Source organism: Rhodovulum imhoffii (assembly GCF_003046545.1).
GTDB classification, from domain to species: domain Bacteria; phylum Pseudomonadota; class Alphaproteobacteria; order Rhodobacterales; family Rhodobacteraceae; genus Rhodovulum; species Rhodovulum imhoffii.
Genome location: NZ_QAAA01000025.1, coordinates 1 through 25,083 on the forward strand (window position 1 = coordinate 1; position 25,083 = coordinate 25,083).

Annotated in this window: 21 protein-coding genes, 1 tRNA gene, 1 pseudogene and 1 riboswitch; of the genes and pseudogenes, 7 read left to right on the forward strand and 16 right to left on the reverse strand. The window is 61.7% G+C overall.

Going from position 1 to position 25,083, the window contains the following annotated elements; all coding sequences use genetic code 11:
* Positions 1-98 precede the first annotated feature (98 nt).
* From C8N32_RS15390 to C8N32_RS15040, 7 genes and pseudogenes are all read right to left on the reverse strand, one after another.
* Positions 99-357: pseudogene (locus tag C8N32_RS15390) on the reverse strand (transposase); the annotation flags it as partial.
* Between the two features lie 288 nt (positions 358-645).
* Positions 646-1,935 (reverse strand): Hint domain-containing protein, encoded by a 1,290-nt coding sequence (locus C8N32_RS13515; RefSeq protein WP_170106813.1) that lies wholly within the window; start codon positions 1,933-1,935, stop codon positions 646-648.
* Between the two features lie 824 nt (positions 1,936-2,759).
* Entirely contained in the window at positions 2,760-3,560 is an 801-nt protein-coding gene (locus C8N32_RS13520) for a hypothetical protein (RefSeq protein ID WP_107893513.1), read from the reverse strand.
* 347 nt (positions 3,561-3,907) lie between these two features.
* Positions 3,908-4,711 carry a bifunctional hydroxymethylpyrimidine kinase/phosphomethylpyrimidine kinase gene (thiD, locus tag C8N32_RS13525; protein ID WP_107893530.1) on the reverse strand — a complete coding sequence of 268 codons (804 nt, stop codon included), beginning with the start codon at positions 4,709-4,711 and terminating at the stop codon, positions 3,908-3,910.
* Complete coding sequence (thiE, locus tag C8N32_RS13530) at positions 4,711-5,319, reverse strand: thiamine phosphate synthase (RefSeq protein WP_107893514.1); 609 nt, start codon at positions 5,317-5,319, stop codon at positions 4,711-4,713. The genes thiD and thiE overlap by 1 nt, the downstream gene beginning before the upstream one ends.
* Entirely contained in the window at positions 5,316-6,101 is a 786-nt protein-coding gene (thiM, locus tag C8N32_RS13535) for a hydroxyethylthiazole kinase (protein ID WP_107893515.1), read from the reverse strand. The genes thiE and thiM overlap by 4 nt, the downstream gene beginning before the upstream one ends.
* A 33-nt stretch (positions 6,102-6,134) precedes the next feature.
* Positions 6,135-6,226, reverse strand: a riboswitch (TPP riboswitch).
* Positions 6,195-6,359, reverse strand: a complete 165-nt coding sequence (locus tag C8N32_RS15040; protein ID WP_170106812.1) for a hypothetical protein — start codon at positions 6,357-6,359, stop codon at positions 6,195-6,197. (Overlaps the previous riboswitch by 32 nt.)
* Here C8N32_RS15040 and C8N32_RS13540 point away from each other — a divergent pair.
* Complete coding sequence (locus tag C8N32_RS13540) at positions 6,337-7,596, forward strand: malonyl-CoA decarboxylase domain-containing protein (RefSeq protein WP_107893516.1); 1,260 nt, start codon at positions 6,337-6,339, stop codon at positions 7,594-7,596. The two genes, C8N32_RS15040 and C8N32_RS13540, sit on opposite strands and share 23 nt — an antisense overlap.
* Positions 7,596-9,110: a malonate--CoA ligase gene (locus C8N32_RS13545; RefSeq protein ID WP_107893517.1), complete on the forward strand. Its 1,515-nt coding sequence runs from the start codon at positions 7,596-7,598 to the stop codon at positions 9,108-9,110. The genes C8N32_RS13540 and C8N32_RS13545 overlap by 1 nt, the downstream gene beginning before the upstream one ends.
* A 28-nt stretch (positions 9,111-9,138) precedes the next feature.
* Here the strand turns inward: C8N32_RS13545 and C8N32_RS13550 are convergent, their stop codons facing one another.
* From C8N32_RS13550 to C8N32_RS13560, 3 genes are all read right to left on the reverse strand, one after another.
* A complete protein-coding gene (locus C8N32_RS13550) occupies positions 9,139-11,058 on the reverse strand; it encodes an elongation factor G (protein WP_107893518.1) in 1,920 nt (639 codons plus the stop codon).
* 156 nt (positions 11,059-11,214) lie between these two features.
* On the reverse strand, positions 11,215-14,313 hold the full coding sequence (locus tag C8N32_RS13555) for an efflux RND transporter permease subunit (RefSeq protein WP_107893519.1): 3,099 nt from the start codon (positions 14,311-14,313) through the stop codon (positions 11,215-11,217).
* A gap of 2 nt (positions 14,314-14,315) precedes the next feature.
* Positions 14,316-15,455, reverse strand: a complete 1,140-nt coding sequence (locus C8N32_RS13560) for an efflux RND transporter periplasmic adaptor subunit (RefSeq protein WP_107893520.1) — start codon at positions 15,453-15,455, stop codon at positions 14,316-14,318.
* A 142-nt stretch (positions 15,456-15,597) separates the two neighbouring features.
* Here C8N32_RS13560 and C8N32_RS13565 point away from each other — a divergent pair, with 142 nt between their 5' ends.
* Positions 15,598-16,269 carry a TetR/AcrR family transcriptional regulator gene (locus tag C8N32_RS13565; RefSeq protein ID WP_107893521.1) on the forward strand — a complete coding sequence of 224 codons (672 nt, stop codon included), beginning with the start codon at positions 15,598-15,600 and terminating at the stop codon, positions 16,267-16,269.
* On the opposite strand, the gene C8N32_RS13570 is transcribed toward C8N32_RS13565, so the two are convergent.
* Positions 16,224-17,456 (reverse strand): Coenzyme F420 hydrogenase/dehydrogenase, beta subunit C-terminal domain, encoded by a 1,233-nt coding sequence (locus tag C8N32_RS13570; RefSeq protein ID WP_107893522.1) that lies wholly within the window; start codon positions 17,454-17,456, stop codon positions 16,224-16,226. The genes C8N32_RS13565 and C8N32_RS13570 overlap by 46 nt on opposite strands.
* A 139-nt stretch (positions 17,457-17,595) precedes the next feature.
* Between C8N32_RS13570 and C8N32_RS13575 the strand changes: the two genes are divergently transcribed.
* Complete coding sequence (locus C8N32_RS13575; RefSeq protein WP_107893523.1) at positions 17,596-18,144, forward strand: CAP domain-containing protein; 549 nt, start codon at positions 17,596-17,598, stop codon at positions 18,142-18,144.
* On the opposite strand, the gene C8N32_RS13580 is transcribed toward C8N32_RS13575, so the two are convergent.
* Complete coding sequence (locus tag C8N32_RS13580) at positions 18,141-19,460, reverse strand: ATP-binding protein (RefSeq protein ID WP_107893524.1); 1,320 nt, start codon at positions 19,458-19,460, stop codon at positions 18,141-18,143. The genes C8N32_RS13575 and C8N32_RS13580 overlap by 4 nt on opposite strands.
* Positions 19,461-19,504: 44 nt before the next feature.
* On the opposite strand from C8N32_RS13580, the gene C8N32_RS13585 reads away from it, so the two are divergent.
* Positions 19,505-20,407 carry an MBL fold metallo-hydrolase gene (locus tag C8N32_RS13585; protein WP_244905927.1) on the forward strand — a complete coding sequence of 301 codons (903 nt, stop codon included), beginning with the start codon at positions 19,505-19,507 and terminating at the stop codon, positions 20,405-20,407.
* 64 nt (positions 20,408-20,471) lie between these two features.
* Positions 20,472-20,546 (forward strand) — tRNA-Asn (locus C8N32_RS13590).
* A gap of 281 nt (positions 20,547-20,827) precedes the next feature.
* On the opposite strand, the gene C8N32_RS13595 is transcribed toward C8N32_RS13590, so the two are convergent.
* From C8N32_RS13595 to C8N32_RS13605, 3 genes are read right to left on the reverse strand one after another with little or no spacing between them, the layout of a single operon-like run.
* Positions 20,828-21,832, reverse strand: coding sequence for a DUF262 domain-containing protein (locus tag C8N32_RS13595; RefSeq protein WP_107893525.1), 1,005 nt, complete (start codon positions 21,830-21,832; stop codon positions 20,828-20,830).
* Entirely contained in the window at positions 21,829-22,422 is a 594-nt protein-coding gene (locus tag C8N32_RS13600; RefSeq protein ID WP_146159722.1) for a hypothetical protein, read from the reverse strand. The genes C8N32_RS13595 and C8N32_RS13600 overlap by 4 nt, the downstream gene beginning before the upstream one ends.
* Positions 22,419-22,835: a very short patch repair endonuclease gene (locus C8N32_RS13605; RefSeq protein WP_201132313.1), complete on the reverse strand. Its 417-nt coding sequence runs from the start codon at positions 22,833-22,835 to the stop codon at positions 22,419-22,421. The genes C8N32_RS13600 and C8N32_RS13605 overlap by 4 nt, the downstream gene beginning before the upstream one ends.
* A gap of 81 nt (positions 22,836-22,916) precedes the next feature.
* On the opposite strand from C8N32_RS13605, the gene C8N32_RS13610 reads away from it, so the two are divergent.
* Positions 22,917-24,017, forward strand: coding sequence for a DNA cytosine methyltransferase (locus C8N32_RS13610; protein ID WP_107893528.1), 1,101 nt, complete (start codon positions 22,917-22,919; stop codon positions 24,015-24,017).
* Here C8N32_RS13610 and C8N32_RS13615 read toward each other — a convergent pair.
* Complete coding sequence (locus C8N32_RS13615; RefSeq protein ID WP_107893529.1) at positions 24,014-24,781, reverse strand: hypothetical protein; 768 nt, start codon at positions 24,779-24,781, stop codon at positions 24,014-24,016. The genes C8N32_RS13610 and C8N32_RS13615 overlap by 4 nt on opposite strands.
* Between the last annotated feature and the right edge of the window lie 302 nt (positions 24,782-25,083).

The following is a 25,083-nucleotide window of genomic DNA, read 5'->3' on the forward strand; positions in this document are numbered from 1 at the left end:
CGCAGCAATCGATCCGCCCGGAACCGAGACATGGAAACGCTGCAGAACAGCGCAGCGACATGCATCTGCGCGCCTGTTGACAAACTTCTCCTCATATAAATCTCTCTCCAGCGTCAGCTGGCCAATCTTCGCATGCAACGATTTGACGTCGATCTCGGGCGCCTTCGACGCCTTGGACTTGTCATCGAAAACGTCCGCCACGCCGTCGACGAGCTGATCTTTCCACTGCTTGATCTAGTTGGGGTGAACGTCAAACTGCGTCGCCAGCTCGCTCATCGTTTTGTCGCCCTTCAAGGCTGCCAATGCAACTTTCGCTTTGAAAGCAGGGCTGTGGTTCCGTCTGGGTCGTCTTGCCATGTTCGCTCCTTCGTCCCGGCACGCTGCCGGATCAGGAACGGAAAATCCACCTAACTCAAATGTTCAGATTTCTCGGGCTACCTCTATACGCGGCAAGCTGACCGCCCGCAAATGTTGGACATCGGGCTGCGCTGGCACACATCGGCTATGGCAATCGGCGCGCTGCGCTTCGCGCCGGCGTTGTCGGCATCGCGGATGAGCCTCAACCCCCTCCCGCTTTGATCAACCTCTTGCCGGGGATACGCATATCGGCATTTCGTCCATCCCACCCGGCCTTCTGCCCGAGCCTCACTCAACCGCCAAACTGGTCGCACGGGAAAACCGGCCCGCCCTGTCGGCGCATGGCTTGGGAAGAGTGACGGCGCCTGCCCCCTCCAGGGCGGGCCGGTTCTCTTTCGACAACCCGGCCACCATTTTTCGGCTCTTTCTGGCGTTTGACAATGCGCGTACGGGAAGGGCGCAAACCGCTCCGGACAACTGTGCCCCAAAGACGGGGAAATTCCGGTCGATCTCTTCAATCTCTGCGGCAGACAGCACCGGCCGAATTGGGGCTTCAAGATACAGGCTTTCTGTCTGCGCGCCCTCCGCCAGGACGATCTCATGCTGGGCACAGAGGAAATGATAGAATGTCACCGCCTCCGCATCGGTTTCTATCTCGATGCCCTCCAGTCCGCAGAGATGTCCGGCCGTGACCAGGACCTCATCCTTTTCGAAGATTCGCTGCGTGAACGCATTGCGCACCAGAACCCTGTGCAATTGGCCGACACGCAGGTCACGCAAGGGCAGCCCACACCCCAACGCGCCCCGGCGAATACGAACCGGCGCGAATTTCGGGTTTCGGGCGATCTGCTCTTTTCTGCACGTGCGGGACCCGACCCACAGTACCTCCTGATTGCCGCGATCAACCGTGCATACGATGTCGCCCGTTCTCAGATTTTCGACGTTGCAGGGACCATACGGGGTTTCGATCCGGGTTCCCCCGGCAAAAGACACAAGGCCAGGAGCGGTCTGCGCCGGCTCTGCCTTGTCGGTTTCCGGCGCTTCGGCACGGGGCACGCCCCCCACCGCAAAGCTGTGCAGTCCGGGATCGGTGAGGGCAATCGCCGCGCCGCTGCGCGAGATGCCGGCGGAGATATCCTCGGCGCCAAGCACCGTCAGAACCTGCCCCGCATATGCGGTTTTCGGTTCGACCCAGCCCCTGGAGACCGGGTCCCACGCATGCGAAAGACGATACGCCTTGTTGTGACTGGCGCCGAAAGAAAGGATATCGATCCGATACCAATCCTTCGTCGCACGATCCTCGGCGATCAGAATGAATCCGGACCCGACATCCGTGCCGGAATCGACCGCGGTACCATTTACCATGCCCGGCGCACCGATCGGGTGGATACGGGTCGGGCGAACAGAAGAATCCGTGAACAGGAGGGACATGTCCAGAACGACATCGGTTGTGTTTCCGTTGAAGGCTATGGTATCGCCCGCGCTTATCGAAACCGCATCTCCCTTCGACGTATTGGCCAATTCCTTTGCGCCGCTCCCCGACAGGGATGCGTCCTGATAGAGTGTAATCGGTTTCATTGCCGTGCTCCTGCGCCTTGCTCCTGCGTGTAATCGCGCCGGAAACGGCGCATACTTACATGTCTTCGGCCAACGTTTCCGCAGAGCCACCGTGCTCTCTGGTCGGCCCGCCTGCCCGCAGGCAGAGCTCCGGATTGTCGATCTTCGTCCACCCGGCGACACACATGGATGCGCCGGATGCACTCCGACCCTCCTGTTGTCATGTCCCTGCGGGACAGGCGGCAAAATCGCCTGCGTCATCTGGAAAGAATACCACTTATGGTTGTAATTTACAATGATTATTGCCAACACGGCCCCGCCGTGTCAGCCCAGTCTATCCCTTTGCAATATAATAATTTCATGTTTTTTACAAAGTACGATATTCCCGTCTGGGTTGTGTACTGGCCACAAACACGATATCGGTATTTGCGCTCCGATCCGCCGGAGCCTGGGCGTCTCCTGAAACATGTATCCTGCCCCGGACCCGAAGTGACGGGATTTTACAGACGACACCGCCCCCATCGTGCAATCGTCTGTACCATGAGGCAAGGCGGAACACCGCCCTTTCCCGGTATCGGCAGCCCCATGGCGCAAGCTGGTGTGGTTTCGACACGAGACCGCGGATATTCGGTTGACAGGTTTGCCTCCCGCGAAAACACCCGATCCTTCCGCGTCCCAGGCTTCAGGCCACACCCGGGGCGCCGCCATTCCGGCGGGACTCCTCACGGATATTCATGCAAATCGCCGGGAGGCGGCGTACCTGCCTCCCGGAAAAATCCCAAGGCCGGACCACATGCCCAAAAAAGCCGCGGCGAAAACGTTCGGTTCACCCCGGCATACGCGGGTCATTCCTGCGGCAAGGTGCTGGCATACCGCAGGACATCGGCGGCAAGCTCCGTGCCGAAGGCCCGCAGATTGACCATCTCGACTCCCGGATGGGCATTGAGAATCTTGTTGAGAACTTCGTCCGGGGCCGCAACCGCCTCTGTGGCGACGAAGGCATCCTCCCCCGGATCGCCCCAGTTCAGCTTGCGCCCGTCAAATCCGTGGCAGGCGGAACAAATGGTCTGGAACACCTCCCGGCCACGATCCACGTTGCCGCCGGTGATCTCACGCGTGGCGAGGTCGATGTATTGCGACATGTCGATCTGCCCACGTGAAACGAATGCCGCCAGGCGTTCCATTTCCTCGTCATTGATCATCTCTTCGGTGTAGCCATGAACGGAATCGCGCATCATCGCGCTGATCTCGGCCACATCGCGTCCGGCAGCCCCTTCGATTCCGATGATGCCGGTATAATGGCTTCCGGATCTGTAAACGCCACTGACCCCTTTGTAATCCCAGCCGTGGCATTCCTTGCAACGCCAGGTTTCGGCGCCGCTGGCTTTTCCCTCCGCCGGGTAGGACGGGTGGGTAAAATACTGCGGCTCCGGTTTGTCCAGCGCCTCCCACCAGTTGTCATAGATGCGCCCGCCCGCAGCCAGAAGCCACGGTTCCGTCGGGTTGTTGGGCGCGCCGCTGAAATACAGTTCGGCTTCGTCCGTGACGGCATAATCTCCGGCATCCTGTGCAACGGCAGACAAGCCCGAAAAGGCAATTGCCATGCCAACAGCGCCTGCCGTCAGCAGCTTGATCGAAACAGTCATACTTCCCCCCTTTTCCCCGGATTTTGGTTTTTGCCGGGTATTAGACAAAAGTAGCGGGTAACACTTCACTATCGCAACAAAAATTTAAAATTTATACTTTAAAAGAAATAAAAATACTTCCGTGAGTTGTTTTGCCTGTGTTTCCCGAGGTGAGTTAACGTCATGCGAGTAATTTCAACTACCCGGCTACCCCACGGACACCGGGATTCTGGCACTGCTCCGTAAGGGGCCACAGATTCCCTCCGCATCCGACGCACGTACTGTTCCCTGCCCCGATGGCAACGCCAGCCCCAACGGATACGGATCACCGGATCACCATGACCCCGTCTTTCATTTCGCACGATCCTCTACAGGCGGCGCCAGAGTGCATGGAAATGGTGTGTCGGCCCCCTGCCCCCCCCGACTGAAAGGTCCCCTGCCCCTCCGATCGCGCCCGCGACATAGGCCTTGGCCCGTGCCACGGCCTCTTTCAGGGGCAGGCCCTTACCCAGTTCCGTGGCCAGCGCAGAAGACAGCGTACACCCTGTTCCATGCGTATTCCGGGTGACCTGGCGAACACCGTCGAACCACGTTTTCCCGTCTTCCATCAGCAGCAGGTCAGGGCTTTCCAAGCCGGCGAGGTGCCCCCCCTTGAGAAGCACCGCCCGTGGACCAAGCGTCTTCAGCGCCTCGGCCTGTGAAACCATCCCGGCCCTGTCGCCGGCTTCCGCACGCTTGAGCAGGTCTGCCGCCTCCGGGATGTTCGGGGTAATCACCGCAGCCATCGGCAAAAGCGTATCGCGCAAGGCATCGACGGCCTCGGCCCTCAGCAGGCGGTCTCCGCTTTTGGAAACCATCACCGGATCAAGAACGACGGGCGCGTCCACGCCTCGCAGCGCATCAGCCACCGCCCGGATCGTGTCTGCATCCCCCAGCATGCCGATCTTCACGGCATCGATGCGGATATCGGCACGAATGGCTCCGATCTGGTCGGTCACCATTCCCGGCGCAACCCCCTGCACGGCGATCACTCCACGGGTATTCTGTGCGGTCAATGCCGTCAGCGCGGCCATCGCGTAACCGCCATTGGCGGAAATGGCCTTGATATCCGCTTGAATCCCTGCCCCCCCGGATGGGTCGGATCCGGCGACAGATAAAATATTGGGGATCATCAGGCGCTCCATTCGGCGCAAAGGACACGGGTCGCAGCCTCCGGATCGGAGCTGCGCGAAATCGCGGAAACAAAACAAATCCCGACCGCGCCGGCCGACCGCACAGCCGCCGCATCGCCCTGCCCCAGCCCGCCGATGGCCACACAAGGGTAACCCGCGGCCGCAACGACCCGCTCCAGCCGCTCAAAACCCAGGGGAGGCGCATGGTCTGGTTTGGTTGCAGTCGCACGTACCGGACCAACACCAAGATAGCTGACAGTGGCGCGCGGGATACGGCACAGCTGGGCCTTGCAATCCACGGACAGACCCAAAAGCATATCCGGCCCGATACGGCGGCGGATCTCGCGCGGATCGCCATCCCCCTGACCCACATGCAGGCCATGGGCTTTCACCACACAGGCGACCTCGACCCGGTCGTTGATGACAAGCTTCGCCCCCAGCTTTTCCAGCGCCGGCATCAAGGCGCGGGCCTGCGCCGCCATGTCCTGGTCACTGGCGTGCTTGTCGCGCAATTGTATCAGCCGCGCCCCCCCGCGCGCAGCCGCCAGCGCCTGATCCGCAACCGGTTGCGGCGCATCCGGGTCGGTGATGAAATAAACCCCGATCATGCCCGCACCTTCGCACCCGCGTTCAGGTCTTCGGGGGTGATCGCATGCAATGCATCAAGAAACCGGACCTGGAAACTGCCCGGCCCGGCGGCGCCCGCTCCGGCGCGCTCCCCCGCAAGGCCGTAATAGGCCAGCGCCGCAACCGTCGCCTCCAGAGGGGGCTGACGCACCAGGAAAGCGGCGACAAGCGCGCTCAGCGCGCAGCCCAGCGCGGTGACCTTCGGCATCAGGGGGTGACCGTTCTCCACCAGAATGGCGCGGGTCCCGTCGGTGACATGATCGACCGGCCCCGTCACCGCCACGACTTTCCCGGTACGCAAGGCCAACTCCCGCGCGGCACCTTCGGCGGCCTCGACGGTATCGCCGCTGTCCACCCCGCTGGCTGCCGCTTCCGCCCCGACAAGCGTCAGAATCTCCGATGCGTTGCCGCGAATGACCGTCGGCCGCAGCGCCACCAGGCGCGCCGCCAGATCCCGCCGGTACCCGGTGATGCCAACCCCGACCGGGTCAAGGACCCACGGGCAGCCACGATCGTTCATCACCTGTGCCGCATCCATCATCGCGCCCGCGGTTTCCGGGTCGGGCGTGCCGATATTGATGCTCAGCGCATCGGCCAGTTGCGCGAAGGGGGCGGATTCCGCACGGTTGTCCACCATCGCGGGCGAAGCCCCGGCCGCCAGTTGCACATTCGCCGCGATGTTCTGGGCAACCTTGTTGGTGATATTCTGCATCAGCGGCGCATTTGCCCGCAGGGTGGCAAGGTAGTATCCCGGCTGCTCCATGGTCTCTCCTCTACAGCGGAGAGACGGGGCGGACAAGAAAGCCCCGCGACTTCCTCCGCCGGCATTATCCGGTTCAGGTTCAAAGGGTTCATCTCAGCCCGGCACGGGCGCCCCTGTCGCGGGAACGAACGTTCCAGAGATTCCCGCCCGGCGCAAGGGGTAAAACCGGGCGGCGGCCTTGCCTCCTGCGGCTGGGCTGTCAACATAGGCAAAGAGCAGTTGGAAAGGCAGATCCATGACCTTGTTCGGGAATCTCATGTCAACGATATTCGAGCGCCGCTATATCGGCGCAGGACGGCGCGATCTGGACGGGCTCGACATGGCCGACCTGGCACAGCGCCTTCTCACCACCCGCGCCGAAAGCACCGCGCTGGCACTTGCGGGGCAGATTCTTGAACGCTACGCCACGCTGGACGATGCCGAAAAAATGACGTTTTTCCGCATGACGGTGGAGCAGTTCAATATCACCCCGACCCGCGTCCGCGAGGCGCTTGAAGCCTATGAGGCCGCCCCCGGAAAGGACACCTATCGCACCTATATGGAGGCCGCCGAGCCACCCCGACAGGAACTGATCCGACGCCTCAACCAGGTTCCGGGGGCGACCGGGCGGCTGGTAGGAATGCGTGCAGACCTGCGCCGCCTCGCCGCCCAGTCGCCTGAGATCGGCGCGCTGGATCTCGACTTCCGGCACCTGTTCAACTCCTGGTTCAACCGGGGTTTTCTCGTGCTGCTGCCGGTCAACTGGGAAACCCCGGCGAATATCCTCGAAAAGATAATCGCGTATGAGGCTGTCCATGCCCTTGACGACTGGGAGGACCTGCGCCGCCGGCTGGAACCCGAGGACAGACGTTGCTTCGCCTTCTTTCATCCCGCCATGCCGGACGAACCGCTGATCTTCGTGCAGGTGGCGCTGCTCAAGGGGGTGCCGGATTCGATCCAGACCCTGTTGGCCGAGGATCGGGCCCCCCTGAAAGCCGAACAGGCCGATACCGCGGTGTTCTACTCCATCTCCAACTGTCAGATCGGGCTGGCCGGAATTTCGTTTGGCAACTCGCTCATCAAACAGGTGGTGCGCGACCTTTCCGCCACGCTGCCGAATCTGAAGACTTTTGTCACGCTCTCCCCCATTCCGGGGCTGATGGACTGGCTGCACCGCCACGACCGCGCCCGCGCGGCGCGCACGGATCCGGAGGTACTGCGCCGCCTCGCCGCGCTTTATCTTCTGGAAGCCAAGGGCGCGGGCGGCGTCCCACAAGATCCGGTGGCGCGGTTTCACCTTGCGAACGGGGCGCTGGTGCATGCCATCCATGCCGGGGCGGATACCTCGCAACGCGGCATGGCGCGCTCCGGTGGCGCAATGGTAAACTACCTCTACGACCTGAGCCGGATATCCAGAAACGCCGAAACCTATGCCGACACACAGGACGTCGCCGCAAGCTCGGCCGTGCGGGCCCTGGCCAAGGCGGCACTGAAATCCGAAACCCAGGGGGCCTGATGACAAACCCGCTTTTCGATACCCTGTTCGGGTGCCACGCGGAAAATCACCGCCCCTTCCTGCACCTGCCCGGCGGGCGCAGCCTGTCCTATGACGCGTTCCTCAAACAGGCGGCGCGTTTTGCCCACGCCCTTGGCGCGCTGGGGCTGGTCCAAGGGGACCGGCTGGCCATGCAGGTCGAAAAATCTCCTCACGCGCTGGCGGTCTATGCCGCCTGTGTGCAGGCCGGGGTGATCCTGCTGCCGCTCAACACCGCTTACACGGACGAGGAACTGGCCTATTTCCTCGAAAACAGCGGAGCGCGGCTGTTCCTGTGCGACGGCGCGCGGGCCGACACGCTAAGCGAGGTCGCCAAAGCCACGGGATGCCGCCTGGCGGTGCTCAACGCCGATGGGACCGGCAGTTTCGCCATCGCCGCACAAGACAAGCCGGACCGGTTCGAGACCGTCCCGCGCACGCACGACGACCTTGCGGCGTTCCTGTACACGTCGGGGACAACGGGGCGTTCCAAGGGGGCGATGCTGACACAGGAAAACCTGCTGTCGAACGCCCGCGTCCTGGCGCAATACTGGCGGTTTTCCGAAAACGATGTGCTGCTGCATGCACTGCCGCTTTTTCACACGCACGGGCTGTTTGTTGCCACCAACACGGTGTTGGCGAGCGGCGGCGCGATGCTCCTGCTGCCAGGCTTCGATACGGAGGCGGTTTTGAACGCCTTGCCCCATACGACCGTAATGATGGGCGTGCCGACTTACTACACCCGCCTGCTGAACGAGCCGCGCTTCACTGCGGATCTCGTGGCGCACATGCGGCTTTTCACCTCGGGCAGCGCGCCGATGCTGACGCAAACCCACCACCTGTTCGAAGACCGTACCGGGCAGAAAATCCTTGAACGTTACGGCATGACGGAAACCAACATGACCACCTCAAACCCTTATGACGGTGCGCGCCGCCCCGGCACCGTGGGCGTGCCTCTGCCGGGGGTGGAGGTGAAAATCACCGCCCCCGACGGCACGTCCCTGCCCAAAGGACAGATCGGCATGATCGAGGTACGCGGCCCGAATGTGTTCAGGGGCTACTGGCAAATGCCGCAGAAGACCCGTGAGGAACTGCGCGAGAATGGCTTCTTCATCACCGGCGATCTGGGGCGGATCGACGAGGATGGCTATCTCCAGATCGTGGGGCGTAGCAAGGATCTCGTAATCACCGGAGGGTACAACGTCTATCCGAAAGAGGTGGAACAGATTCTGGACGACCAGCCCGGCGTTCTGGAAAGTGCCGTGATCGGGGTGCCTCACCCCGATTATGGCGAGGCCGTGCTGGCCGTTCTGGTGCCGCGTGCCGGCGAAGTTCCCGACCTTGCCCTGATCGGGGCCGGGTTGCGCACCCGCCTTGCGGGGTTCAAGCAACCCCGCAAGATGGTGCTTGCCGAAAGCTTGCCCAGAAACACGATGGGAAAAGTACAAAAAAACGTTCTCAGAACGGCTTACAAAGACGTTTTTCAAAACGGGTGAAGGGGGCGCAAGCGCGCGCCCTCATGCCTCATGCCTCGGCCAGAACACGTTCGGCCTCTTTGCCATGGACTTCCTCGTAATGATCGAAAGTGGTCTCCACCCATGCGGTACCATGGGCCAGCCCACCCAGTGCCTGCAACAGATCCTCCAGAACTGCCGCGGGGATGAGGGCGTGGAACACATCCCAGCCCCGGCAGTCGGGATGCGGGTCGAACCCCTGCACCTGCCCCTTCAACGTCCCGACCTGTGCCACCAAAGCCCCGGAATAAACCGTCGGCAGGTGCACATCCACCCGCAGGATCGGTTGTAACAGCGTTGGCCGCCCCTGTTTCAGCGCCTCCCGCACGCAGGTCTGCGCGGCGGTGCGAAACGCATGATCGGAACTGTCGACCGCATGATGCTTGCCATCGGTCAGGGTCACAGCCACGTCGATTACCGGAAACCCCAACGGACCTTTGGCCATTGCATCTTCGGCCCCTGCACCCACGGACGGGATGAAATTGCGCGGAACGGCGCCGCCCTTCACCGTCTCGTCGAACGCAAATCCCGCGCCGCGCGGCTGCGGTTTCAGGGTCAGGCTGACATCCGCGAACTGCCCTGCACCGCCGGACTGCTTGCGGTGGCGGTACTGATGGGAAACAGGCCTGGTTATCGTTTCGCGGTAAATCCCCCCAACGGGGGCCGCGGTGGCCTCGATACCGAATTCGGTTTCCAGCCTGGCCAGCAGACGGCGCAAATGCATCGGCCCCTGCAAAAGTATGACATTGTGGCCGGTGGCGGCATCCTGTTCCAGCGCAAGGCCTGGATCGCAGGCCTCCAACCGGGCCAGTGCGGTGGAAAGACGCGCATCGTCGCGGTCGTTGACCGGGCTCAGCAGGCGGCGCAAAGCGGGCGGGTTCCCGCGCGACCACTCCGGAAGCGATCGACAGGACTGATCGGTATAGGCAAAACCGGCCTCCAGGTGATCGGACTTGACCGCGATGGCCAATTCCCCCGGCGGCAAAGCCCCCGAAAACGGCTTGCCGTCCAGCGTGGACAGGCTGCCCAAGGGATGCCCCGCCAACGGGGCGGCGTGTTGCACCGCTGTTCCGAACCCACGCAGCAGGGTTGATTTTCCGACATGTCGGCGGTTGTCGGAAAACACACCGACCGCCAACAGCTCTGCGCCCAGGCCCAGGCGCGCGGCGGTATCCTGCGCGCCGGGGATTTCATGGCGCAAGGACTTCATCAGCCGGGTCAGCCCGTGTCCGTGCCCCGCAGCGCCCAGAAAGGCAGGGACGATCTTGTTGGTTCGGTGCACCTGGGCAACCAGATCATAGACCTTGTCACAGGGCGGCACGCGATCCTCGATCAGTTGTTCCAGCAATGCGTCGTCGAAATCGGCAAGATGCTCCAGCAGTTCGGTGCGGGCTTCCTGCTCACGCTCATGCAGGTTGTCGGGGATCTCCACCAGAGCGGAATGCGCACCCTCCTGATAGGCCCACGCGCGCTCCGAGATCAGATCCACCGCACCGACCACATGCCCATCCTCGCGGATCGGCACCTGCCGCAGGGTCAGCGCGTGAGTCGCATAGCCCTGAAGCGCGGCAACGATATCCCGCAGGCGGGCCTCATTCGCATCCATCTTGTTGATGAAGACGACGCAGGGAACATCTGCCGCCTCGATCAGGCGAATATAAGGTGCGGCCAGAACGGCGGCATCCGGGTCGGGCGGCACACAAAGGACCGCGGCATCGCTTGCCGCAAGCGCCTGCCCCGCATTGCCCAGAAACTCCGTCCCGCCGGCAATGTCCAGCGCGGCCCAGTCCTCCTCCAGGTAGGTAAAGCGGCGCACGGTCAGCGCCTCGGACAGTTCGGCCACCGCCGGACGGCCCTCCATCTCGCTCAGGGCCTTTGCCAGGGTTGTCTTGCCCGCCTGCGAGGGGCCCAGAACCGTAAAACACCGCATGATCGTTTCCTCTGCTCAATCGCCATGGCTGGGCATGATGCCCATCGCCCGACTGGCCAGAGGCCGCAAGAATGCGAACCGGGCCGACATCGGGCCCGGTTCGATCAGATAAGACAAGCGTGACAGGGTCAAGGGGTATAAATGCCACCTGACCTTTCAGGTTTTGGAGGGAAAAATCCGACGGATGAAAACAAAGAACAGCGGCACGAACAGCACCCCGAGGATGGTCGCCGAAATCGTCCCCCCCAGTACCCCGGAGCCGATCGCCGTCCGTCCGCCGGACCCCGCCCCGGTGCTGAGCACCAGCGGCACGACCCCCAGGGAAAACGCCATCGAGGTCATGACGATCGGTCGAAACCGCTGACGCGCAGCTTCTTTCACCGCGGTGTAAAGGTCTTCCCCGGCCTCTTGCCGGCTGCGTGCGAATTCAACGATCAGAATCGCGTTCTTGCCCGTCAGGCCAATCACCGTCAGCAGCGCGACCTGAAAAAATACTCCGTTTTCGAAACCTCCCAAAACCGCGCCCAGCAAAGCGCCCAAAACGCCAATGGGCATGGCCAGCATCACCGCGAAGGGAATTGCCCAGCTTTCGTAAAGCGCGGCAAGGCACAAGAACACAGCCGCCAGAGACAACGCGTAAAGCAGCGGCGCCTGGTTGCCGGATTCCCGCTCCTCCAGGGACAGACCCGTCCAGGACAGGTTGAAACCGGGGGGCAGTTGTGCGGCAAGGCGCTCCATCTCGGCCATGGCCTCCCCGGTGCTGACGCCGGACGCGGGACTGCCCTGTAGCTGCATCGCCGGCACACCGTTGTAGCGGCTCAGTCCCTGGGGGCCGAACTCCCAGCTTGCGGTTGCGAAATTGGAAAAGGGCACCAGCCCACCGCTGGCATTGCGCACCCGCCACTTGGAGATATCCTCCGGCGTGGCACGGGCCTCGGCTTCGCCCTGAACGTAGACGCGCTTGATCCGCCCCCGGTCGACGAAGTCGTTCACGTAACGACCCGCCCAGGCGATGGAAAGAAGCTGCCCGATATCATTCGCCGTCAACCCCATCGCCCCGGCCGCGCGCCAGTCGAGATCCAGCTTGAACTGCGCGGCATCCTCCAGCCCGTTGGGGCGAATCGACCCGATCAGCGGGCTTTGCATCGCCATACCCAAAAGCTGATTTCGGGCCTGCAACAAGTCCGCGTGGGGTTGGCCGTCACGGGCCTGCAGGTAAAAATCAAACCCGCTGACATTACCCAGTTCGATCACCGAAGGCGGAACGATCGGAAAAACCATCGCATCCCGGATCTGGCTGAGCGCCCCATAAGCGCGCCCGGCAACGGCCTGCACACTCTGCCCCGGTTCGGTGCGTTCCTCCCAATCCTTGAGCTGGACAAAAGCCATACCGTTGTTCTGACCCATCCCGGCAAAGCTGAAGCCCACGACGCCGAACATGGACTTCACCGTGGCGGGCTCGTTTTCCAGGAAATGGTTTTCAATCTGCTTCATCACATCGAGCGTGCGCTCGGCAGTCGCGCCTGTGGGGGCCTGCACCAGCGTGAAAAGAATGCCCTGGTCTTCATCCGGCAGAAACCCGGTGGGCGTTTTGACGAACAAAGCCCCCATTGCCAGCACCAGAAGCAGGTACAACGCCCCCAGCCGCAGGGGACGGCGGATGATGTAGCCCACGCCGCCCGTATAGCGCCGGATAAGGGCATCGAAGAAGCGGTTGAACAGGCCGAACGGCCCGCGCCGCGAAGGCTGCGCATCCCGTGACTGCAGGAGAGAGGCGCAAAGCGCCGGTGTCAGCGTCAACGCCACGACAACCGACAGCAGCATCGCCGACACGATGGTGATGGAAAACTGCTGGTAAATCACGCCCGTCGATCCGCCGAAGAACGCCATCGGAACAAACACGGCAGACAGGACCAGCGCGATTCCGATCAGCGCGCCGGTAATCTGCCCCATGGATTTGCGCGTCGCCTCACGCGGGGGCAGGCCTTCATCCTCCATGATGCGCTCCACGTTTTCGACAACCACGATGGCATCGTCCACCAGCAGACCGATCGCCAGCACCATCGCCAGCATCGTCAGCGTGTTGATCGAGAACCCGAACGCCGCCAGCACCCCGAACGTGCCCAGCAAGACCACCGGCACCGCCAGCGTCGGAATCAACGTTGCCCGCAGATTTTGCAAGAACAGCAACATCACGAGAAAGACGAGCAGGATCGCCTCGAACAAGGTCTTGACCACTTCCTTGATCGAGATTTTGACGAAGGGCGTGGTGTCATAGGGGATGATATACTGCACGCCCTCCGGGAAGAACGGAGCAAGCGCATCCAGCCTGTCCTTGATGCGCTCGGCCGTCTCCAGCGCATTCGCGCCGGACGCCAGACGGATCGCCATGCCCGCCGAAGGCTGCCGGTTGAAGCGCCCGATCGTGGCATAGTTCTCGGCCCCGATCTCGACCCGCGCGACATCCTTGAGCAACACCAGACCCCCATCGGTTTCGGCACGCAGAACGATCTGTTCGAAATCTCCGGGCGTGGTCAGCAAGGACTGCGCGGTGATCGTGGCGTTCAGCTGTTGCCCTTGCGGGGCGGGCAATGCCCCGAAAGCCCCCGCTGAAATCTGTGCGTTTTCCGCCGATACAGCCGCGACGACATCCGATGGCGTCAGTTCGAACGCCGCCAGCTTCGACGGGTCCAGCCAGATGCGCATGGCGTATTGCGCGCCGAATACCTGCACTTCCCCCACGCCCTCGAGGCGGCTGAGTTCGTCGACAAGATTCGACACCATGTAATCGGACAGGTCCACCTGCTCCAGCTTGCCGTCGGAAGAGATCAGGCCCACGACCATCAGAAACCCGGCGGAGGATTTGCGCACCTGCACGCCCTGGCGCTGTACGACCTCCGGCAGCAAAGGCGATGCCTGCGCCAGTTTATTCTGCACCTGCACCTGCGCGATGTCCGGATCGGTCCCGGTCTCGAATGTCAGGGAAATGCTGGCCCGCCCCGCCGAAGTCGAAGACGAGGACATATACCGCAACCCGTCAAGCCCGGTCATCTGCTGTTCGATGACCTGCGTGACGGTGTTGGCCACCGTCTCCGCCGAAGCGCCGGGATAGGTGGCCGACACGTTGACCGAAGGCGGCGCGATGCGCGGATACTGTGCCACCGGCAGCGTGAAGATGGCCAGCGCCCCGATGCCCATGATCAGGATCGAAATCACCCAGGCGAAAACCGGCCGGTCGATAAAGAAGCGCGCCATGATCAGTCCTGCTCGTCGGGGGTTGCGATTTCCTCGGTCAGCACGGAGGCACCGGGGGCCGTTTTCTGAAGACCCGCGATGATCACGCGATCGCCGTCGGACAGGCCCTCGCTGACAATCCAGTCGCTGCCGTGATCGCGCAGAACCGTAAGGGTGCGCTGTTCGACGGTATTCTCGGCGTTGACGACCAACGCCGTGGGCTGGCCGCGCCGGTCACGCGACACCGCCCGCTGCGGTACCAGGGCGACATCCCGCACGACGCCCTGAGGCGCTTCGACCTGTACATACATCCCAGGCAGCAGGAGATTGTCAGGATTCGGAAATTCCAGACGCAGGACAACAACGCCGGTCTGTTCGTCGACATGGGGTTCGGCGGCCAGAACATGACCCGTATGTTCGTAGAGGCTGCCGTCCGCGAGCTTGAGAACCACCGTCAGGTCGGCCCCTTCCAGATCGTCCTGGGTGTGGCCGCGACGCCAACGGATGATCTCCGCCGCCGATTGGGTCACGTCCACATAAACCGGGTCGATCGCGCGGATCACCGCCAGCGGCTCTGCCTGCCCCGCAGTGACCAACGCCCCCTGCGTCGCCAGCGAGCGCCCCAGCCAGCCCGACAGCGGCGCCTTGATCGTCGTCCGGTCAAGGTCGATCTCGGCAGCCAGGAGTTCCGCCATGGCAACCTGCAAGGCTGCATCCGCCGCATCCCGCGACGCGATGGCATCATCGACGTTCTGCTCGCTCACCACCCGCCGGTCGAGCAGTTCCTGAATCCGTTCGGCTTCCTTGGTGGCGGCGCTCAGCCTCGCCTGCGCCTGGGCAACGGCAGCGCGGGCGGCAGCTTCCCGCGCCTCGTAAGTGGCCGGGTCGATTCGATACAAGGGCTCGCCGATCTCCACGAACGCCCCCTCGAAAAAAAGCCGTTCCGTCAGAATCCCGCCGACCTGCGGGCGGACTTCGGCCTCCCCCGAGGCAACAACGCGCCCGGGCAGTGTCGTGGTCAATGTAACGTCCTGGCTGTGGATCGTCTGCACGGTAACCGTGACGGGCGGACGCCCCTCCTGTGCCAGAACGGGAACGGCGTAAAACAGGCACAAAACGACCGCCGCGAAGGCGGCGGAAAACGCAACGCGCGCGTGACGCATGGGGAATCTCCTGATTGGCGGCGGGTGGAAAGCTGGACTTGCGTCGGGTATAAGGAAACCGGCTGGTTTTATAAAGTACACAGCCTGTGGATGACAAGGACTTGATCCTCCTAACGTAATACGGTTACGCAGACATAAACGCATGAGCCAGCAAGTTCCGTCGCGTCGCGGTCGCCCGCTCCAACTGACCCCAGAAAACCGAACGGCCCGTATTCTGGACGCGACCGAGGCCGTACTGGCGCGCGACGGCCTGAAAGGGGCCAGCATGGCCGCCGTTGCCGCCGAGGCCGGGATGTCGAAGCGCACGCTCTATATCCTGTTCAAGGACCGTGCGGCCCTGCTGACGGCCTGCATGCAGCGGATCACCCTAGATGTGGTGTCACCGCTGAACGACGCGCAGCGTGGATGGCCGCTGAGGGACCGCCTGCGCACGATGTTGCGCCTGGATATGCCGCACCTTGCCCAAAGGATGCCCCTTTCGGTGTTGCGCGCGTTGGTGGCCGAAACGCCCCGCCTGCCCGAAATCGCAAGTGGGGTTCTCAACAGCGGGGTGCGCGCCTCCCAGCGCCTCATCGCGCGGGAAATCGCCCACGCCCAGACCCGGCGCGAACTCCATCCCGGCGACCCGCAGGCCCTGGCGAGGCTGCTCTACAGCATGGCCTACGAAGATCTGTTTCAGAAACTTATCGATCCGGAGCACCGCCCGCCCACGCAGGACGAAGCCGACGCGCGCCTCGATCTTGCGCTGGAGATCTTCCTGAACGGGGCTCAGTCTTCGGAGGAGGTTTCCCCCTCTTCCGGGGTCAGCCCGTAAGGCGCCATCAAGGTCCAGACATGGGGTGGCACCATGGATTTCATGCGCCGGGGTTCCTGCCGACGCAAATGCAGGATCGTCTCGGCGGCCTTCATCTCGACGCGCGCACGGGCAAACTCCACCCCGCGCGGGCCGAAACGCGGCTGAATCCAGCTTACGATCGGACGCACCCAGTCTGGCATACGGCGCAGCGGCAGACCGCCTGCGGCAAGGCGCGTATTCTCGATGAAACCCTTTACCGCCGCCGCACGCTTTCCCTTGTCGCCGGGCGGGGCCAAAGCGACCTCCGCCCCCAGCAGATCCAGCATTTCCTGTCCGCGGGCGTTGCGGACCAGCACCCACTGCTGCCCCTGCCCCCCCATATACCCCACGGTAATATCCGCCAGTGCGTTGGTGTAATCCACGCAGGTGCGGCAGGTCAGGGGAAAGAAATCCGGGCGCAGATCGGAAAGCGGCAGGCTGAGGAACGGGATCAGCCGCTGGCGGCCATCCTCAAAGCGCAGTTCAACCTTATAATCGGCGCGGAATTCGAGATAGGTGATCGACTCCGGCGACTCGTCAAGTAAAGCGAGAAACTCGTGGAAATTTTCAGTGGTTGTATTGTCGGAACAGGGCGTTCCGATAACATAGAGGCGCTCAAACCCCAGCTCCTGCTCCAGCGCGCGGAGGGCATAAATCTGACAGGGGATACCAATCACGGCCAACCGTGTGATCCCCAGTGCCCGTGCAGCTTCCAGCAGCGCCAGCGTCGGCGCATAGCCCATCCGCATGCCGCGCGCCTGCGCCATATCCTGCGGACGGGTGATCAGCGCAGGCTTTGGGCGCCACTTGTCCCGTGGATCTGGAACCACGCACAGCACCCCCTGGACCGCGCCGGTTTCCAGCAGGCGTTCGGCCAGGCGGGTGGTCAGCCCCGTCCACTGGGCGCCGGCGCGAGGCTCTTTCAACTGGGCGCGCCACATCGCGCGGTAAGGGCCGAAGAACAGTTCTTCGCCCTGCTCCGGATCGCGCGGTCGGCCATGTACACGGGTTTCCAGCGCCGGGTAATCGGGCGTGATGAACTGGCAGGCCCGGCCACATCGCTTTGGGTCCGCCGTGCGGGAAATACCGCAATCCGTGCAAAGGCTGCGCGACACGGGCGGGTCGAGCTCCGGACAGAAGGGCGGCGCGGGGATCTTGGGGGTCATGCGGATACTGCCTTTCGCTGTCGGCGCATATAAGCGTTAACCCGCCGGTAGTCCAAGACCGGTTATCGACTTATCATGCGCGACCTTGCCGCGCAGAGCGCCATTGGCTAATCAACTGCAACACAAACGGAAACACATCATGTACCGGATTGCCCCGACCGCGCTTGTGGCGCTGGCCCTTTCTGGTTGTATTCCAGTCGTGGTACCCATTCCGGCCGGGATCACGACGACGATACTGCCCCGCAACTATGACCCCGGCCCACAGCCTGCCACCGCGCATTGCCCCGCCCCCGATCGGTTGGACAAGGTCCGCGCCGATGTCCGCGACCTCATCAACCGGGAACGCAAAGCGCACAACCTGCCCGCGCTGCGCGATGACACACGCCTTGCCGCAGCGGCCCTGGCCCATTCGTGCGACAACGCCGCGCGTCAAGGCTATTCTCATTATGGCTCGGACGGGTCGACCCTGCGCGACAGGGTATATCGCCAGGGCTACCCGCTGCGGCTGGCGGCGGAAAACACCGCCCGCGGATTCGATACGCCGGCGCGGGTGGTCGCCGGATGGATGAGGTCCCCCAAACACAAGGCCAATATCCTGAATCCACGCCTGCGGGAGATCGGCATCGGACTTGCCCAGCCCCCCGGCGACCGTCCGCACTGGGTACTGGTCATGGGCACCCCGATCTAGAGTGCAATCTCCAGACCGGCCCGCAACCCGCCCAGATCCGCGCTGTCCTCAAGCCGCAGCACGCCTCCATGCCCGCGCGCGATATCCGACGCTATGGCCAGCCCCAGCCCCACGCCCGTTCCAAGATTCTGGTTCCGCGCGGCATCCAGCCTGAGAAAGGGTTTGATCGCGGCATTGCGCTGATCGGGCGGAATGCCGGGGCCGTCATCCTCCACCACGAAGCAAACCGCACGCGGCTTCACCTGTAGGGAAACCCGCGCCCGCGTGCCATATCGCAGGGCGTTCCCCAACAGGTTATCCAGCGCCCGTGTCACCGCAAGCGGTCGCAGCATTACCTTTCCCACCGCGGGCAGTTCGCCCAGATCCACTTTCCCGCCTGCGCGGCGCGCCTTGTCAACGATCCCGGACAGGAGCACCGCCGGATCCGTCAGTTCAGGATCGTCCAGCGCATCGGCACGGGCAAAATCCAGAAAAGTTTCCAGCATTTTCTCCATCTCGGACAGGTCGCGCAGCATGGCGCGGGTATCTTCGCTGTCATCCCCCATCGAAAGGCCCAGCTTCAACCGGGTCAGTGGGGTACGCAGGTCATGGCTCACACCTGAAAGCATCAGCGTGCGCTGCTCCATCTGGCGTTCAATCCGGGCCCGCATGTCCAGAAAGGCCCGCCCGGCAGCGCGCACCTCGGTCGCGCCCGAAGGCTTGTAGGGCAGCACCCTGCCTTTTCCGAAGGCTTCGGCCGCCTGGGCCATGCGTTTGATCGGGCGGAGCTGGTTGCGCAGGAACACGAATGCGATCAACGTCATCAGCACGCCGGTGAAAATCATGAGAACCAGCAACTGATGCGGGTTCGAGGCTGAAACACGCTTGCGATCGAAGGTAACCTCCATCGGGCCGTGGCGGGTCGAAAGGCCCAGGCGCACCTGCCGAAGGTCAGCGGCAAGATCCACGCCCTGCATGCGCGCCACCCCCTCGCGCAAGGTCGCAACCACCGTGCGCCCGGAAATGTCGTAGAATACCCGCACCTCGCCAACAACCGGCGACCCCGGCAGCCTGATGTTCAGCCCCAGCGGCGTCGCCAGCTCCGCGATCCGCACCTGTGCCTCGGCAAGGGTGTCCGCGCGGCGCACCTCTTCGGAAAGGTAGGAGACCTCAAGTACCAGAGTGCGGGTCATCTGGCGAGTGACATCTTCGAAATGACGTTGCAGGAAAACGACCGAAACCACAAGCTGGAGCGTCACCACCGGCACCAGCAGAATCAAGGCCGCCCGGCCATAAAGGCCCCGTGGCAGGAGACGCTTGATCCAATTCTTGCTCATGCCTAAGGCTTAGCCCTGGACAGGCCGCAAAGAAAGGGCAGAGCGTGCAGGACGGTTTCAATCCCACCCCCGGAATCGCTGTGCGGCTGGAACCGGGTCTGCGGCGGGTGCTTGCGGACAACCCCTCACCGATGACCTGGCGCGGGACGAACACGTATATCGTAGGCGAAGGCCAGGTGGCGGTGATAGACCCCGGCCCCGCCCTGCCCGGCCACCTGGAGGCAATTCTCTCCGCCCTGCATCCCGCTGAGACCGTCAGCCATATCGTCGTGACCCATTCGCATCTGGATCATTCCCCGCTGGCCCGCCCGCTGGCCGCGCGCACCGGCGCACCGGTTCTCGCCTTCGGCGACAGCAGCGCCGGGCGCCGGGCAGACCTTGCAACCCTGGCCGGGCTGGGGGGCGGCGAAGGCGTGGAAAACGGCTTTGCCCCTGACGCGGCATTCACCGACGGGCAGGAAATTTCCGGCGACGGATGGGCCTTGCGCGCCCTGCACACACCGGGCCACATGGGCAACCACCTGTGCCTTGCATGGGACGACCGGATATTCACCGGCGACCATGTGATGGGTTGGGCTTCGTCGATGGTCTCGCCGCCCGATGGCGACCTGGGGGCGTTCATGACCTCGCTGGAGCGTCTGCAGGGGCTCGGGCCGTCACGGCTTTTCCCCGGCCACGGAGCACCCGTCACGGACGGTCTGGCACGGATCCGGGAGCTTGCCGGGCATCGACGCACGCGGGAGGCACAGATCCTCGCCATACTCAAGGAACGATGCGCCACCGCGGCAGAGATCACCGCATGTGTTTACACCGAAACGCCCGGCCCGCTCCTGCCTGCGGCAGCCCGCAATGTTCTTGCACATCTAATTGATTTAACAGATAAAAAATACGCCGAGCCCCTTGGCCCCCTGGCGTTCTCCACGCGGTTCAGGGGAACGGAAAAATAAATCGGATTTTTGCCCAAATCCCTCTGGACGGAGTTGACACCTCTTGCTATATCGCGCCCCAAGTTCCGGCGTAGCTCAGCGGTAGAGCAGTTGACTGTTAATCAATTGGTCGTAGGTTCGATCCCTACCGCCGGAGCCAAAGATTTCAAGGACTTAGCGATTATCCGCTAAGTCCTTTTTCTTTCTGAGCACAGAATAAGTACAGCGAACACTACACAGATTTTCTTGAGGCAATCCATTGGGTTACGTTGCGTCGACCGTCCTCCGAATACAGAAGGTGGCATCCCGTTCCCAAGTGCTCTGGGGAACCTTGTAACTTGCCCGCAAGAAGATGCCTCCACAAAGTGAGATGCGGCTGAGAAGCAGCCAAACTTGGGTGCCGGACGAACCTGGGACGGTCAGTAGGAAGTCTCTATCAAATTATTCCGGCGCCAATATGGATCGAATTGCGCGACCACGTTTCACCCGCGCGCTCCGATCATTGGTAGACTGCAGCGTTGCCGTGAAGTACTCGCCGACAATGCCTTCGGGTGTAGCCTCCGCGTTTCTAACAGCGTCCACCTCAACAAAAAAGTCGCTCAATCGGCTGCCCACAGCATCGAAATCCAGTTGCTGACCTTCCCTGTTTATAGCCCTGTCAAGTTCAATAAACAGAGTGTAAAAATCAGCCTTTTTCCAAGCACGACTACCTCTGTCAAAGCCCATTTGGTTCATCGCATCAAACACCGCTCTGTAGCGTTCTTCCAAACCTCCGGCTTCTTCAAACTCCTCGTTGTACCTCTCGAGGTACTCTTCAATTTCATCATCGCGATGGAAGTAGTCGCTCATCATGGTGGCGGTTAGCGATGCCACGAAGGAAACGTCCTTCATTCGTCGGATATCAAGCGCACTGAATACTCTGTGGTCGATAAAGAATTCGTCTTGAGCTAGACGCTCACAGAATTTCTTAAACTCACCGAGATAGGCAGCGTTGAAGCGCTCCATGTCATTCAGATCATAGGAGGTGGCGTTCATCCTTTGGAACACCGCACGAATATCGTCAATGTCGATTATACCAAGGTTTCGAACGGATACGTCATAGTTCAAGAAATCTCTTTTCTGACCCTCCTCTAACGCGGAGTAGCGCGTGATCTGTTGTGTGCGCGCAAAAGGTTTCACGCCCCTGAAATACTCGTCGATAGTCCTTACTCGTTGCTGCCCGTCAACCAAGAGCTCAATTGCATCGCCTGTCTGAGTATCCACCTCACCCGATGCGACGTAAATCTCTGGGAAGGGGTAGCCCAACAGGATCGTTTCAATAAAGGCAATCTTGTCTTTGCTCGTCCAGACTGCTCGCCGTTGAAAATCAGGCGTTGGTTGTAGAGAACCTTCGCGTAGCGATTTAAGAATTGAAGTGATCTTTCTGCTCTCAGGTGCAGTTTTCATGTCAGTTCCTTTACATAGAGCCTGCACTCGGAAAGGGCGGAACCGACGTATTCCTCCCAAAAGTGCTCGTTAAGATAGATGCCGGCGGCAATCTTGTAACCTCCAAACTCTCCACTGGCCTGCAAAGAGCGAAAGAAATCAAACCACTGTTTGGACAAAGGGAAGTCCGCGTCCCTTGGTAGTTTGTCAGGGCGGAGCCAGCCACGAAACAGGTATTCTCGAAACTTTCCTGCTTGATCCCAGTCGCCGACATCCACCCAATGCGAAAATGTCTCTTGCCAGTAGCGAAGGAAAAGCGGACTCGAAATGATTGCTACATCAATATCGGATTCGTCACCAAAGTGCGACAAGGCCGGTCTGTTGGGCTTAGGACGGAGCGTAAAACCCAGTTTGGCCGATCCAACAAGCACGACATCTCTCACTGAGACGTCAAGATAGTCGGAGACGCTGCGACGCAATGCGGCTTGTTGACCGTTGTCCAGGACAGGGCCAGATGTGGAATAGTAATACCGATCAACCAACGTCTTGTTGTCGTGTTCGTCCAAATCGCGCTTAAATCGCTCGAGATTATCAGCAATTTCCTGGGTCAATCCGGGCACCCCGCTCGAATTTGGGTGACAAGAGCTTCGAGCCGGGCAGGTTTGAGCTCACATTCCCAAACAACCATTGAACGCCATCCCATTTCAGAAAGCCTTCCTTGCACCTCTTGGTCTCTCTGGGCGTTTCGCGAAAGCTTTTCCTGCCAGAATTCCTGTCTGGTTGACGGAAGTTTTGCCTTTGCACAACCAGAATGCTGATGCCAAAAACAGCCATGAACGAACAAAGCGATGCGTTGGGTTGGAAAGACAATGTCAGGACGACCAGGCAAGTCACTTCGATGAAGACGGTAGCGAAGTCCTCTTGAATGCAGGAAGCGCCTGACAGCCAGCTCCGGCTTAGTATCCCGGTTCCTGACCTTAGACATCACATCGCTACGCTTTTTCGGGGTGAATACGTCCGTCACTGAAGTTTGTCGTTCCCGTTCTGTACCAATTGGGTTAGATATGGACCAAATTCAAGCAAGAACACAAGATGTAGGTGTCTTATGAGCTTCAACTTCGTAGATCTTTTCTCTTGCGGCGGCGGGATGTCCACCGGATTCGCGAAGAATGGACACAAGTCGATCGGTGCCGTCGACCTGGAGGTCGCGAAACCGAGCCACGGCATCGGCGCCACATTCTGCAATGACACCTACGAGCGGAACCTAGGCCTCCGGCCAATGTCCGCGGACCTTGCAGTGACCGGCCCGGACGAGGTCGCCTCTCACTTCGGCTTCAAGCCAGGGGACGTCGACGTGCTGATCTCCTGTGCGCCCTGCACCGGCTTCAGCCAGAAGCAGAGCCGAAACCACGTTTTGGACGACGGCAGGAACAGCCTGGTCGCCCGTGCCGCAGTCTTTGCCGAGGCATGGCGACCGAAATACGTGGTCATTGAAAACGTGAAGGAGCTGCTTCGCGGGCGACACAAGCACCACTTCCAAGGACTCCACCGTGGGCTGACCGACCTGGGCTATGACGTCTTCGCGGAGATACACGACCTGAAGGACTTCGGTCTTCCCCAAAGCCGCATCCGCTCGCTGATCGTGGCCAAACTGGGTGGCGCGTTCCACCTGGACCTCCCGAAGGCGCCGCTTCGGACGGTGCGTGACGCCATCGGCCACCTGCCGCCGATTGCCGCCGGCGAACCGAACGCCGACGACCCGATGCACGTCTGCCCGAGCATCAAGGGACATTCCTTGGCGCGTATGCAGGCGATCCCCAAGGACGGCGGGAGCTGGACCGACCTCACGGAGGAGCAGGCCCACCTGCGCATCCCGAGCATGAATGTTGAGAAGCCCGGCTCGTTCCCGGACGTCTATGGCCGGCTGGCATGGGACAAGCCTGCTCCGACGATCACTCGCGAGTGCAGCCATCCTGGCAACGGTCGCTACAGCCATCCAGAACAGGACAGGCTGCTCTCCGTCCGCGAAATGGCGCTTCTGCAGGGCTTCCCGCCCGACTACTTCTTCGAGGGATCGTTGTCGTTCAAATACCGTCAGATTGGGGACGCCGTCCCGCCTATGATCGCCAACATGATCGCGGACGCGATCGCTGCTGACGCGGAGGGGCGTGGGGCCGCACCAGACCAAATGAGGATGGCTATCTAGCCGGGACGACCGAGTTCCCACCAAGCATGTAGCGGGCAGAGCTCGACGTCCAAGCCTGAGATTGTGACCTTCTCGACGCTGCCGTCCAGCACCAGGCGGAATGCCTTGCGTCCGTTCATCATCACGTTTGCCCCGGTTCCGCCAGCCTTTGTGAGCCGACCGAAGTCGTCAGGTTCGAGGTGCTCCACCAACGCCAGTACGTCTTTCGGTATCTCCCGAAGATCGTATCGGACCCGCTGCTCGTTGCCATAGCTGCGAAGCATGAAGATGCGCTCGTATTCTTGCAGGTGGGAAAGGACGCGCATGCGGACCTGCTCCGGCGCGTCCGCATGACTGTCGAGGTCCCTTATCCACCGAGCCTCCATCAGCTTTGAGATGGTGATCTTCTTTGGGTTCAGCCCGGCCGCTGCCTCGGTCTTGAGCGAATATGCGTGCCCATCCACCTCAAGGTCGGCTCCACGGTTGACCATGCTACCGGTCAGACTGGCGACGTGGCCAGATCGCTTGAACGAGTGCTCCAGGATGTGTTCGAAGTTTTCCTTCTTGAGCGCGACACCACTGGACGCGTGGTGCGCCGCTAGCCTGGTTGAGAAGTACTCGAAGGCGTCAGCGTCCAAAAAGTCTTTGCGCAGATGCTCCCGTTCCTGCTCCTCGGCGAACTTGGCGATGATCCCGGTCAGCACCTCTACCTGGATTGGAGAAAGCCCCCGCAGCGCCTCGACTGCCTCCTCAATGTCCTGACGCTTCTCGCGCTCTCCCTCCAAATGCTCGACTCCGCCCCACTTGTTGTGGGACGGAGCCTAATCATTGGAAGATGTGGGAGCAAGTGGCCAGTTGGCCCGCTAGCCCGCACGGGTCTTCCGCCTCATCGGAACCTCATGGCCGCGCTTGCGCATGGTGGCGGCAACCGACGCAATTGACCGCACTGACGTCTTAGCGTCGGGAAACTCGGCCTTGACCTGTTCAAGAATTGGACTTGCCCGAAAGAAGTGGAGAGCACCAACTGAGGAACCAGGAGGTGTTCTATGGGAAACGGGAACAGACCGACGCCGGAGTTTCGGCGTGA